Annotated in this window: 11 protein-coding genes; 6 read left to right on the forward strand and 5 right to left on the reverse strand. The window is 61.9% G+C overall.

Going from position 1 to position 12670, the window contains the following annotated elements; all coding sequences use genetic code 11:
- The first annotated feature begins 7 nt into the window (after positions 1 to 7).
- The 4 genes from PSH81_RS21620 to PSH81_RS21635 all read left to right on the forward strand — a co-directional run bounded on the left by PSH81_RS21620 (position 8) and on the right by PSH81_RS21635 (position 6457).
- Complete coding sequence (locus PSH81_RS21620; RefSeq protein WP_016971118.1) at positions 8 to 1531, forward strand: fumarate hydratase; 1524 nt, start codon at positions 8 to 10, stop codon at positions 1529 to 1531.
- A 240-nt stretch (positions 1532 to 1771) separates the two neighbouring features.
- Positions 1772 to 3538 (forward strand): ATP-binding protein, encoded by a 1767-nt coding sequence (locus PSH81_RS21625; protein ID WP_226456271.1) that lies wholly within the window; start codon positions 1772 to 1774, stop codon positions 3536 to 3538.
- On the forward strand, positions 3532 to 4857 hold the full coding sequence (locus PSH81_RS21630; protein ID WP_192299475.1) for a sigma-54 dependent transcriptional regulator: 1326 nt from the start codon (positions 3532 to 3534) through the stop codon (positions 4855 to 4857). Before PSH81_RS21625 ends, PSH81_RS21630 begins: the two co-directional genes overlap by 7 nt.
- A 280-nt stretch (positions 4858 to 5137) precedes the next feature.
- Positions 5138 to 6457 carry an MFS transporter gene (locus PSH81_RS21635; protein WP_192299476.1) on the forward strand — a complete coding sequence of 440 codons (1320 nt, stop codon included), beginning with the start codon at positions 5138 to 5140 and terminating at the stop codon, positions 6455 to 6457.
- 127 nt (positions 6458 to 6584) lie between these two features.
- Here PSH81_RS21635 and PSH81_RS21640 read toward each other — a convergent pair whose 3' ends face one another.
- Complete coding sequence (locus tag PSH81_RS21640; protein ID WP_192299477.1) at positions 6585 to 7346, reverse strand: hypothetical protein; 762 nt, start codon at positions 7344 to 7346, stop codon at positions 6585 to 6587.
- A gap of 196 nt (positions 7347 to 7542) precedes the next feature.
- Here PSH81_RS21640 and PSH81_RS21645 point away from each other — a divergent pair, with 196 nt between their 5' ends.
- Entirely contained in the window at positions 7543 to 8175 is a 633-nt protein-coding gene (locus tag PSH81_RS21645; RefSeq protein ID WP_192299478.1) for a flavin reductase family protein, read from the forward strand.
- Between the two features lie 159 nt (positions 8176 to 8334).
- On the opposite strand, the gene PSH81_RS21650 is transcribed toward PSH81_RS21645, so the two are convergent.
- On the reverse strand, positions 8335 to 8613 hold the full coding sequence (locus PSH81_RS21650) for a hypothetical protein (protein ID WP_192299479.1): 279 nt from the start codon (positions 8611 to 8613) through the stop codon (positions 8335 to 8337).
- A gap of 12 nt (positions 8614 to 8625) precedes the next feature.
- On the reverse strand, positions 8626 to 8967 hold the full coding sequence (locus PSH81_RS21655) for an antibiotic biosynthesis monooxygenase family protein (protein ID WP_192299480.1): 342 nt from the start codon (positions 8965 to 8967) through the stop codon (positions 8626 to 8628).
- 328 nt (positions 8968 to 9295) lie between these two features.
- Here PSH81_RS21655 and PSH81_RS21660 point away from each other — a divergent pair, with 328 nt between their 5' ends.
- Positions 9296 to 10225, forward strand: a complete 930-nt coding sequence (locus tag PSH81_RS21660; RefSeq protein ID WP_305391455.1) for an AraC family transcriptional regulator — start codon at positions 9296 to 9298, stop codon at positions 10223 to 10225.
- Between the two features lie 125 nt (positions 10226 to 10350).
- On the opposite strand, the gene PSH81_RS21665 is transcribed toward PSH81_RS21660, so the two are convergent.
- Positions 10351 to 11820: an ATP-binding protein gene (locus PSH81_RS21665; RefSeq protein ID WP_192299482.1), complete on the reverse strand. Its 1470-nt coding sequence runs from the start codon at positions 11818 to 11820 to the stop codon at positions 10351 to 10353.
- Positions 11810 to 12544 carry a response regulator gene (locus PSH81_RS21670; protein WP_305391456.1) on the reverse strand — a complete coding sequence of 245 codons (735 nt, stop codon included), beginning with the start codon at positions 12542 to 12544 and terminating at the stop codon, positions 11810 to 11812. Before PSH81_RS21670 ends, PSH81_RS21665 begins: the two co-directional genes overlap by 11 nt.
- Positions 12545 to 12670 lie beyond the last annotated feature (126 nt).

Below are 12670 nucleotides of genomic sequence, written 5' to 3' on the forward strand. Positions count from 1 at the left end.
GCGACTCATGACCGTGATCAAGCAAGACGACCTGATTCAGAGCGTTGCCGACGCCCTGCAATTCATTTCCTACTACCACCCCGTTGATTTCATCCAGGCCATGCACGAAGCCTACCTGCGCGAAGAATCGCCAGCGGCCCGTGACTCCATCGCCCAGATCCTGATCAACTCGCGCATGTGCGCCACCGGCCATCGCCCGATCTGCCAGGACACCGGTATCGTTACCGTGTTCGTGCGCGTAGGCATGGACGTACGTTGGGATGGCGCCACCATGGGCCTGGACGACATGATCAACGAAGGCGTGCGTCGCGCCTACAACCTGCCGGAAAACGTCCTGCGTGCATCGATCCTCGCCGACCCGGCAGGCGCGCGTAAAAACACCAAGGACAACACCCCTGCGGTCATCCACTACTCCATCGTCCCGGGTAACACCGTGGAAGTGGACGTGGCGGCCAAGGGTGGCGGTTCCGAGAACAAGTCGAAAATGGCCATGCTCAACCCGTCCGACTCGATCGTCGACTGGGTGCTCAAGACCGTTCCGACCATGGGCGCCGGCTGGTGCCCACCGGGCATGCTCGGTATCGGCATCGGCGGCACCGCCGAGAAAGCCGCGGTGATGGCCAAGGAAGTGTTGATGGAATCCATCGACATCCACGAACTGAAAAAACGCGGCCCGCAGAACCGTATCGAAGAGATGCGCCTGGAGCTGTTCGAGAAGGTCAACCAACTGGGCATCGGCGCCCAGGGCCTGGGTGGCCTGACCACCGTGCTCGACGTGAAGATCATGGACTACCCGACCCACGCTGCCTCCCTGCCGGTGTGCATGATCCCCAACTGCGCCGCCACCCGTCACGCACACTTCGTGCTCGACGGTTCGGGCCCGGCGTCGCTGGAAGCGCCACCGCTGGACGCCTACCCGGAAATCGTCTGGGAAGCCGGCCCATCGGCCCGTCGCGTCAACCTCGACACCCTGACCCCGGAAGAAGTGCAGAGCTGGCAGCCGGGCGAAACCGTGTTGCTCAACGGCAAGATGCTTACCGGCCGCGACGCCGCGCACAAGCGCATGGTCGAGATGCTGAACAAGGGCGAAACCCTGCCGGTGGACCTCAAGGGTCGTTTCATCTACTACGTCGGCCCGGTTGATCCGGTGCGCGAAGAAGTGGTTGGCCCGGCTGGCCCGACCACCGCGACGCGGATGGACAAGTTCACCCGCCAGATCCTCGAGCAAACCGGACTGTTGGGCATGATCGGCAAATCCGAGCGCGGCCCGACTGCGATCGAAGCGATCAAGGACCACAAGGCCGTGTACCTGATGGCCGTCGGCGGTGCTGCCTACCTGGTGGCGCAAGCCATCAAGAAGTCGCGCGTGGTTGCGTTCGCCGAACTGGGTATGGAAGCGATCTACGAGTTCGACGTCAAAGACATGCCGGTCACCGTTGCAGTCGACAGCAAGGGCGAATCCGTGCACATCACCGGTCCTGCCATCTGGCAGAAAAAGATCAGTGAAAGCCTGGCGGTAGAAGTGCAATAAGCACTTCCCTGCCATAAAAAATGGCGACTGCGGCTACACGGCCCAGTCGCCTTTTTTATGGCTGGCACGCTTCAAATGTGGGAGCGGGCTTGCCCGCGAAGGCGGTGGATCAGCCAACATCTGCGGCGACTGACACAGCGCATTCGCGGGCCAGCCCGCTCCCACACAAACCCATTCGTCACAAGATTCAAGGCACGCATGGTATGGTGCACTCCCCTCACTGCGCCTGTTCATCACCGTATGATCGTGATCCCTCGCCCCCTGCGCCTGACCTTCTATTCCCTGTTGATCATCGCCGGTGCGCTGTTGGCCGCCGCCTTGGCCACCCGCCACGCCGAACGCCAAGCCCTGGTGGACGATGCGGCTCGTGCGAATCAGCAACTCGCCCTGTACGCCAATTCCCTGCACACCCTGATCGAACGCTACCGCGCCCTGCCCGCCGTACTGGCGCTGGACTCGGAAATGATCAGCGCGTTGAAAGGCCCGCTGGACCCCGCAACCCAGGATGTGCTCAACCGCAAACTGGAACGCATCAACGGCGCCGCACAGTCATCGACCCTGGAATTGATGGACCGCAACGGCCTCGCGGTGGCTGCCAGCAACTGGAACCTGCCGAGCAGTTATGTCGGGCACAACTACGCGTTCCGGCCGTATTTCAGCCAGACCAAAAGCCAGGGCACGGGACGCTTCTACGCGGTGGGAGTGACCACAGGCGTGCCGGGCTATTTTCTTTCCAGCGCGGTGGTGGATGAACACGAGCAGTTCCTCGGCGCCATGGTGGTCAAGCTGGAATTCCCCGAGCTCGAGCGCGAATGGGCCCAGGGCAACGACCTGTTGTTGGTCAGTGACGCGCGCGGCATCGTGTTTATCGCCAATCAGCCAGGCTGGCGTTACCGCAACCTGCGACCGCTGTCGGACACCGACCTGGCCGAACTCAAGGCCACCCGCCAATACGACAAGAAACACCTGGAACCGCTGGACACCCAGCCCTTGCAGCGCTTTGACGACAACAGCCACCTGATGCGCGTCAACGGCCCCGATGGCAACGCCAATTACATCTGGGAATCCCTGCCGCTCAAAGCCGAAGGCTGGACCCTGCACCTGCTGCGCAAACCGCAATTCGCCTTTGAAGACCAGCGCAACGCCGGCCTGGCCGCCGCCGGTTCCTGGCTGGCCCTGGTGTTCCTGGTGTTGTTCCTCACGCAGCGCTGGCGCCTGGCCCGGTTGCGCCAGCGCAGCCGCGAAGAGCTGGAGCGCCTGGTGGAAGAACGTACCCAGGCGCTGCGCACCGCCCAGGATGGCCTGGTGCAATCGGCCAAGCTGGCGGCGCTGGGGCAGATGTCCGCCGCCCTCGCCCATGAGATCAACCAGCCGCTGACCGCCCAGCGCATGCAGTTGGCCACCCTGCGCCTGTTGCTCGACCACGGCCGCGTGGACGATGCCTACAAGGCCCTGACCCCGCTGGACGAAATGCTCACACGCATGGCCGCGCTCACCGGCCACCTCAAGACCTTCGCCCGCAAGAGCCCCAGCGGCCTGCGCGAACGCCTGGACCTGGCGATGGTGGTCGACCAATCCCTGCACCTGCTCGACGCACGCCTGCGTGATGAAGGCATCGGCGTGGTACTCGACCTGACCCGCCCGGCCTGGGTCCGCGGCGACGCGATCCGCCTGGAACAGGTGCTGATCAACCTGCTGCGCAATGCCCTCGACGCCATGGCCGACAAGCCGCGCAAACGCCTGGAAATCCGCCTGCACGCCGACCAGCAGCTGTGGCAACTGACCGTCAGCGACAGCGGCGGCGGGATCGCCGAAGAACACCTGAACAGCGTGTTCGACCCCTTCTTCACCACCAAGCCGGTGGGTGATGGGCTGGGCCTGGGGCTGGCGGTGTCCTACGCCATCGTGCACGAATTGGGCGGGCGCCTGATCGCCGGCAACCGTGGCGACGGCGCGGTGTTTACCCTGACCTTGCCAATCGCGCTGGAGACGCCCGACCTATGTTGAACGCGGTGATTGTGGTCGATGACGAAGCCAGCATCCGCACGGCCGTGGAGCAGTGGTTGAGCCTGTCGGGCTTTGAGGTGCAGCTGTTCAGCCGCGCCGAGGCATGCCTGGCGCAGTTGCCCAGGGACTTCCCCGGCGTGATCCTCAGCGATGTGCGCATGCCCGGCCTCAGCGGCCTGGAGTTGCTCGCCGAAGTGCAACGCCGCGATGCCGACCTGCCGGTGATCCTGCTCACCGGCCACGGCGATGTGCCGATGGCGGTGGAAGCCATGCGCGACGGTGCCTACGACTTTCTGGAAAAACCCTTCAGCCCCGACGCCCTGCTCAACAGCCTGCGCCGGGCGTTGGACAAGCGCGGGCTGATCCTGGAAAACCGGCGCCTGCATCAACAGGCTGACCACAAGGCCCAGCTTGAATCGAGCCTGCTCGGCGTGTCCCGGGGGTTGCAGAACCTGCGGCGCCAGGTGTTGGACCTGGCAGGCTTGCCGGTCAATGTACTGATCCGCGGCGAGACCGGCAGCGGCAAGGAGCTGGTTGCGCGCTGCCTGCATGATTTCGGCCCGCGCGCGAAAAAGCCGTTTGTGGCGCTCAACTGCGCGGCGATCCCCGAGCAACTGTTTGAGGCCGAGCTGTTCGGCCATGAAAGCGGCGCGTTTACCGGCGCTCAGGGCAAACGCATCGGCAAACTGGAATACGCCCACGGCGGCACCCTGTTCCTGGATGAAATCGAAAGCATGCCCCTGGCCCAGCAGGTCAAGCTGCTGCGGGTGTTGCAGGAGCAGAAGCTGGAGCGCTTGGGCTCCAACCAGAGCATCCACGTGGATTTGCGCATTATTGCCGCGACCAAACCCGATCTGCTGGAAGAAGCGCGCGCCGGGCGTTTCCGTGAAGACCTGGCCTATCGGTTGAATGTCGCGCAACTGCGCCTGCCACCGTTGCGTGAGCGGCGTGAAGATATTCCGCTGTTGTTCGACCACTTTGCACACAGTGCCGCCGAGCGCCTCGGCCGCAGTATCGAGCCCTTGAGCGGCGCGCAGTTGGGGCGCCTGCTCAGCCACGACTGGCCGGGCAATGTGCGCGAGCTGGCCAACGTCGCCGAACGCCAAGTGCTGGGGTTGGGCGAGCCGGAGCCGGAAGGCATCGAGGCCGGGCAATCGTTGGCGGCGCAGCAGGAAGCGTTTGAAGCCCATTGCTTGAAGGCGGCGTTGACGCGGCACAAAGGTGACATCAAGGCGGTGCTGGCGGAGCTGCAACTGCCGCGGCGCACCTTCAATGAAAAGATGCAGCGCCATGGGTTGGTGCGGGAGATGTTTCTCTAGCGACCTTCGGGCCTTTTCGCGGGCAAGCCCGCTCCCACACTGACTGCATTCCAAATTTGGAACTCGGTCAACTGTGGGAGCGGGCTTGCCCGCGAAAAGGCCAGCCGCCATAAGCGGATTTCCGCTCACCCCTCACAAAACATCAGCGACTTTCCGCTCAAAAAATCCGCCAAACCCTTCTAGACCGGGCCTTCATCCACCTGGCACAGCTCCTGCTATAGCCCCAACCAGGCTGTGCCCAGGCACGCTCCATAAAAACAACTAGATGAAGGATCCTTCAATGGATAACTCCAACGCCCTGCCTCTGGGGTCGGCGGCCGCGCCGGCAAAAGAACGCACCACCTCCAGCCGGATCAAATCGATCTTCAGCGGCTCGGTCGGCAACATGGTCGAGTGGTACGACTGGTACGTCTACGCGGCATTCTCGCTGTACTTCGCCAAAGCCTTTTTTCCCGCCGGTTCCTCCACCGCGCAACTGATGAACACCGCCGCGATCTTTGCCGTGGGCTTCATCATGCGGCCGATCGGCGGCTGGTTGATGGGCATGTACGCCGACTACAAAGGCCGCAAGGCCGCGTTGATGGCCTCGGTACTGTTGATGTGCTTCGGTTCGCTGCTGATCGCCCTGACGCCGGGCTATGACACCATCGGCATCGGCGCACCCATCCTGTTGGTCCTCGCGCGCTTGCTGCAAGGCCTGTCCGTGGGTGGCGAGTACGGCACCTCCGCGACCTACCTGAGTGAAATGGCGACCAAGGAACGCCGCGGCTTCTTCTCCAGCTTCCAGTACGTGACCCTGATTTCCGGCCAGCTCATTGCCTTGGCGGTATTGATCGTGCTGCAACAAGTGCTCACCACCGAGCAACTGTACGCCTGGGGCTGGCGCATCCCGTTCGCCATCGGCGCACTGTGCGCGGTCGTTGCGCTGTACCTGCGTCGCGGCATGGAAGAAACCGAGTCGTTCACCAAGAAGGAAAAAGCCAAGGAAAGCGCGATGCGCACCTTGCTGCGTCACCCCAAGGAAGTATTGACCGTGGTCGGCCTGACCATGGGCGGCACGCTGGCGTTCTACACCTACACCACCTACATGCAGAAATACCTGGTGAACACCGTCGGCATGAGCATTTCCGACTCCACCACCATTTCGGCGGCGACGCTGTTTCTGTTCATGTGCATCCAACCCCTGGTCGGCGCTCTGTCGGACAAGGTTGGCCGGCGGCCGATCCTGATCGCCTTCGGTATCCTCGGCACCCTGTGTACCGTACCGATCCTCACAACCCTGCACACCATCCAGACCTGGTGGGGCGCGTTCTTCCTGATCATGGCCGCGCTGATCATCGTCAGCGGCTACACCTCGATCAACGCGGTGGTGAAGGCCGAACTGTTCCCTACCGAAATCCGTGCACTGGGCGTGGGCCTGCCGTATGCGCTGACGGTGTCGATCTTCGGCGGCACGGCTGAATACATTGCGCTGTGGTTCAAGAGCATCGGCATGGAAACCGGTTACTACTGGTATGTGACTGCGTGCATCGCGGTGTCGCTGGTGGTCTACGTGACCATGAAGGACACGCGCAAGCATTCGCGGATTACCACTGACTAACAGCTGAATGCAGTTCTAAATGTGGGAGCGGGCTTATGTGGGAGCGGGCTTGCTCGCGAATGCGGTGTATCAGACACAGATATTTTGACTGATCCACCGCATTCGCGAGCAAGCCCGCTCCCACATTTTAGTTTTGTATCGCCGGGCTAATGCGGTCACGTCCATACCGCCGTTGCGCATACGACGCCCCGACAATCATCACCACCAACACCGCCGCCAGCACCGCCGACGAGCCAATCGTGCCGAAATCCAGCCCGCCCTTTTCATGGGGTTTGGTGAGGAAGTCACCCAGTGTCGCGCCAAACGGGCGGGTCAACACAAACGCCACCCAGAACAACAACACCGACGAGATCCGCGTGAAGTACTTGAGCGCCACCACGGCCGCAATGGTCGAGCCGATCAACAACGCACCGCCGGCAAAACCCAGCCCCGAATCGTCCGCCAGGAAGTCGCCCAGTGCGGTGCCCAGGGTGTTGGAAAACAGAATCGCCATCCAGTAGAACAACTCGCCACGGAACGTCTGCACCTTGTTCACGTTCAGCGAATCACCGCTCAGGTGCCACATCGCGAAGATGATCATCAGGATCACAATCAGGATCATCGACCCCGTTGCGTAGCCCAGGCCCAAGGTACGGTCCATAAAGTCCGACATGGTGGTGCCGGCCGTGCTGGTGGACAGAATCACGATCCAGTACAGCACCGGGTTGTAGGTTTTCGACCAGAGTTGCGTCACCAGGGTGACAAGGAACACGCTGATCAAGATCATCGAACTGAGGGCGTAGCCGACATTCAGGGTCATCGAGAGCAAATCCCCGGCGGTTTCGCCCAGGGTGGTTGCGCAGATTTTCATGACCCAGAACGCCAGGGTGATCTGAGGAAGTTTGTTCATGGGGGGTAAAAAGCTCCAATGCTCAGTCTTTGAACTGGCCGACTTATGAGGGGGCGTCGACCTGCCGCGCAGACTGAACGTGTAGCTGTGAAAAATAGGTGGGCGCTGTATGAAAATTCCATATCGCCGATGGAAATTCACCGCCATGCCTTGCAGTATGGCCACCTCACCGCACTCAATCGCAGGAACCCCGGCCATGCCCGACGACATCCACTTCTACGAACCCGCCAACGGCCACGGCCTGCCCCATGACCCGTTCAATGCCATCGTCGGCCCACGGCCCATCGGCTGGATTTCCTCCCAGGACCGCGAAGGCCGCTTGAACCTGGCGCCTTACAGCTTCTTCAATGCGTTCAACTACATTCCGCCGATCATTGGGTTTTCCAGCGTCGGCCGCAAAGACAGCCTGAACAATATCGAGCAGACCGGCGAGTTCGTGTGGAACCTGGCGACCCGCCCGCTGGCCGAGCAGATGAACCAGAGTTGCGCGGCGGTATCGCCTGAGGTGAATGAATTCGAGTTGTCCGGGCTGACGCCGGTGGCTTCGAAAATCGTTGCCGTGCCACGGGTCGGCGAGAGCCCGGTGTCGTTTGAATGCAAGGTGACGCAGATTATTCAGCTGCAACGGGCCGACAAGGAACGGGTACCGAGCTGGCTGGTGCTCGGTGAGGTGGTGGCGGTGCATATTGCCAAGTGGTTGCTCAAGGATGGCGTCTACGACACGGCCGCCGCCGAGCCGATCTTGCGTGGCGGTGGGCCGGCAGATTACTTCCAGCTGGGCCCGGAAGCCCTGTTCAAGATGTACCGCCCAGGCGCCACCAAACCCTGACTGAAATGCGATCAAAACTGTGGGAGAGGGCTTGTGTGGGAGCGGGCTTGCTCGCGAAGGCGGTGTATCAGTCGACATCTTTATCAACTGACAGACTGCATTCGCGAGCAAGCCCGCTCCCACACAAACCCTCTCCCACCTTTGGATCAGCAGTGTTATTTAGACTGTGGCAGGCGCCCAGGACAGCTGACCTTCTTCATCCACAGCAATCAACCGCTCAAGCTGCAGTGCCGCCGCATCGTCAGCATCGGACGCCGTCTTGAACTTCTGTCCATCAAGGATCTTGTGAAAGCGCGGTGCGCCCATGCCGTCCAGTGCCTTCACGGCGACGGCGGCGCTGTAGCCACCCTCTCCCGGCACTACGGCGGAAACGGCTTCGTGGTGGGCAAATTCTTTACGTGCCATGTTGCAGGTCCTGGCCAATGGAAAGTCGGCCATTCTAAACCTGATTTAGCCGGCGAGTTGCAGGTACTCGCCATAGGCGTTGGCGGCGGATGCATCGGTGAATGTCTGGAAATCCATACTGCGGATCACCATGTCGTTCAACAGCTCAGTGAAGATCATCAAGGCCGGTGAGTTGAAGTAGAGGCTCATCGCCTGCTCGCTGCTCCAGAAGCCCGAGACCAGCCACACATCGGCGTCAACCTGGGACTGCTGCAACGAGAATTGCAGGCAACCCTGAGCCTGGCGGCCCGGTTCGATCAAACTGCTCAAGCGTGCACCGAGTTCGGTGCTGCACCCGCTGCGGGCGCGGATAAAGGCCATATGGCTCGCGGGAATGGGGGTGGACATGTTCGACTCTCCCGTTGAGAAGTGATGCTCGGCAAGCACGGTGAGGGCGTGTTGCCACAGGATCAAAGATAACGGCGCGGCGCTCGGCGCGGTTAGTCGATTCCTGCCGGCTTATTGCACAATCCTGCGAGAAGCGTAGCGCGCAGGTCCGGGGTGCTGGAGAGATGAGCACCGCAGACTCAGTGTTTCAGGCAGATGACAGCCCCGCTGCTTGCCTGATTCGTGACGTATCGCAGGATCAGGCAAGGATTGTGCAGAATCGACGTAACACTTTTTGAAAAGTCGCCGCTAAGCTGAGCCCATCAAAAAAGCCTGTAGAGGACGCCCCATGTCGTCAGCTGAACATCAGTCCACGCCCCTCGATGCCGAGATGGAAAAACAGCGTTCCGAACTGGCCAGCATCGTCCACCGGCACACCTGGGAGGACGGTTCCTACGGCACCGCGATCACTTCGCTCTACCTGAACCGCCACAACACCCCACGCGACTTTATGCCGGTGCTGGTGGAGCCCGCGTTGTGCATCCTCGCCAGTGGCAGTAAGGAAGTGCGCCTGGCCGATGAAATCTTTGCCTATGACCCGCTCAATTACCTGGTGTTCTCGGTCGCCATGCCGGTCGCCGGGCGGATCATCGATGCCACGCCCGAAGACCCGAACCTGTCGGTGCGCATCAATATCGACCCGGCACAACTCACCGCGCTGATCGCCGAAGCCGGGCCGATGGGCGTGCCGTCGCGTCCGACCGCCCGCGGCATGTACGTCGACCGCATCGACAACCCGTTGCTCGACGCGGTGCTGCGCCTGGCGCGCCTGCTGGATACGCCCAAAGACATCGCCATGCTCGCGCCGCTGATCAACCGGGAAATCCTCTACCGTTTGTTGCGTGGGCCGCAGGGCTATCGGCTGTATGAAATCGCCGTGGCCAACAGTCAGAGCCATCGGGTCAGCCAGGCGATCACCTGGTTGAACAGCAACTATGAACAGCCGCTGCGCATCGATGACCTGGCCAAGGAAGTGAACCTCAGCGTCTCGACCTTGCACCATCGGTTCAAGGCGATTACCGCCATGAGCCCGCTGCAATATCAGAAGCAGCTGCGGTTACAGGAGGCGCGCCGACTGATGATTGCCGAAGGGCTGGAAGCCTCGGCGGCGGGGTATCGGGTGGGGTATGAAAGCCCGTCGCAGTTCAGCCGCGAATACAGCCGGTTATTCGGCGCGCCGCCTTTGAGAGACCTGGCCAGACTGCGCCAAAGCATCTGATTCAATAGAGATCAAAAATGTGGGAGCGGGCTTGCTCGCGAATGCGGTGTGTCAGTCAAAAATATATTCACTGATCCACCGCATTCGCGAGCAAGCCCGCTCCCACATTTGATCTGCGGCGTTTTTTAATCCAGGCCACGGGGTAGCTGGAGGGTCACTCGCAGCCCCCCCTCGCGCAGATTCTGCAGACTCACCTCGCCGCCATGACTGTGGGCAATATTGCGCGCAATCCCCAACCCCAGCCCGTACCCCTGCTGCTGCCCAGCCAAGCGGAAGTGCGGCTCAAACACCTGCTCCAAGCGCTGCTCCGGCACGCCCGGCCCTTCATCATCCACATGCAGGATGAACTGCGCGCCATCGTCTTCGATGTGCAAATGCGCGTTCTGCCCGTACTTCAACGCATTGTCGATCAGGTTGCCGATGCAGCGCTTGAGCGCCAGCGGCTTGCCCGGATAGGTGCTCAGCGCACGACCGTGCTGGGTCACGCGGCCGTTGCCGTTCGGCGCCAGGTACGGCTCGACCAGGCAGTCGAGCACGTGGTTGAGGTCCACCGGCTCGATGTTTTCGTGGATGTCGGTGTCTTTCACGCATTGCAGCGCACCTTTGACCAGCAACTCCAATTCATCCAGGTCGCGGCCGAACTTGGCTTGCAGGTTTTCGTCCTCAAGCAACTCCACACGCAGGCGCAGGCGTGTGATCGGTGTGCGCAAGTCGTGGGAAATAGCGCTGAACAACTGGCTGCGCTCGGTCAGGTAACGGCTGATGCGCTCGCGCATGGCGTTGAAGGCGCGGCCCACTTCGACCACTTCACTGCCGCCGCCTTCGGCCACGGGTTCGACGTCGGCGCCCAGGGACATGTCCCGCGCCGCCCGCGCCAGGCGTTTGAGCGGCCGGCTTTGCCAGTGCACCAGCAGGCCGATAAACAGCAGCAAGAAGCCGCTGGTGAGCACGATAAACCACACTTGCTGGGACGGCAGGCCCTGTTCTTCAAGGCTGGTGTAGGGCTCGGGCAGCAGCGAGGCGATGTACAGCCACTCGCCAGGGGCGAGCTGGATCTGGGTGACCAGCACCGGCGGGTTCACCGGCTCCAGGGTCAGCGCGTAATGCGCCCATGAGCGTGGCAACTCGTCGAGTTTCAAACCGGCGTTGAAGATGCGCAGGTCTTCGGCGCTGACGAATTCCACCGAGATGTGCACGTCGGCGCCCAGGGTCTGGCGCAGCACTTCATCCACCGCCTCCAGTACCGCCTGTTTGCGCGGAGTTTGCGGCAAGACCTGCATGTCCAGCGGCCGATCGTTGAGCGTCACCACGAACCGTGTGCCGCCCATGCTGCGCAATTGGTCGAGGACCAACGGGCGATAGGCCACCGGCAACGAACGGAAATAACTCACGCTGGCCGTCATCGAGTGCGCCAGGCTGCGGGCACTGGTGACCAGGCCTTCAAGCTGGGTGGCGCGCAGTTGCGAAACCCAGATCACGCTCGACAGCGCCTGGGCAAACAACACCACCAGCAAAGTCAGCAGCAGCATGCGCCCCAGCAGCGAGCGCGGTACCGGGAAGCGGCGGCGGCGTTCGCTCAGATGTTCAGTGGGCATTGCCGGCAACCACGCTGGCTGCCAGTTGATAACCGCTGCCACGCACGGTACGGATCAGCCTCGGCGGTTTTTCGGTATCGCGCAGGCGTTGGCGCAGGCGGCTGACGGCCATATCGACGATACGGTCCAACGGCATCAGGTCGCGGCCACGGGTGGCGTTGCCGATGGTGTCGCGGTCGAGGATCTGTTGCGGGTGATCGAGAAACAATTTGAGCAGCGCAAAGTCGGCGCCGGAGAGGATCACTTCTTCGCCGTCTACGTGGAACAGCCGGTGGCTGATCATGTCCAGGCGCCACTCATCGAACGCCAGCACATCGCTGCTGCCGCGTTGTTCCTGGCCGAACTGCGCACGGCGCAACAGCGCCTTGATCCGCGCTTGCAACTCGCGGGGGCTGAACGGCTTGCCGATGTAATCGTCGGCGCCCAGTTCCAGGCCGATCACACGGTCGGTTTCGTCTGAGCTGGCGGTGAGCATGATGATCGGCACCTGCGCCTGGCGCGGGTGCTGGCGGATCCAGCGGCAAAGGCTGAAACCGTCTTCGCCCGGCAGCATCACATCCAGGATGACCAGGTCGCACGGCGCCTCGTTCATCGCCAGGCGGAACCCCGCGCCATCCGGCACGCCACGCACCTGGAAGCCGGCGCGACTGAGGTAGGTTTGCAGCAATTCGCGGATTTCCTGGTCGTCGTCGACGAGGAGAATGGATTTACTGATTACGCTCACGGGGGCCTCCTTGTTGTTATGGCCAAGCTTAAGTCATTTGTTGCCCTTGAGGCCCCCTTCGCGGGCAAGCCCGCTCCCACACTTGAAGGTGTTCACACATCAGAATGTGGGAGCGGGCTTGCTCGC

This window comes from Pseudomonas sp. FP2335, from assembly GCF_030687535.1.
Lineage (GTDB): Bacteria > Pseudomonadota > Gammaproteobacteria > Pseudomonadales > Pseudomonadaceae > Aquipseudomonas.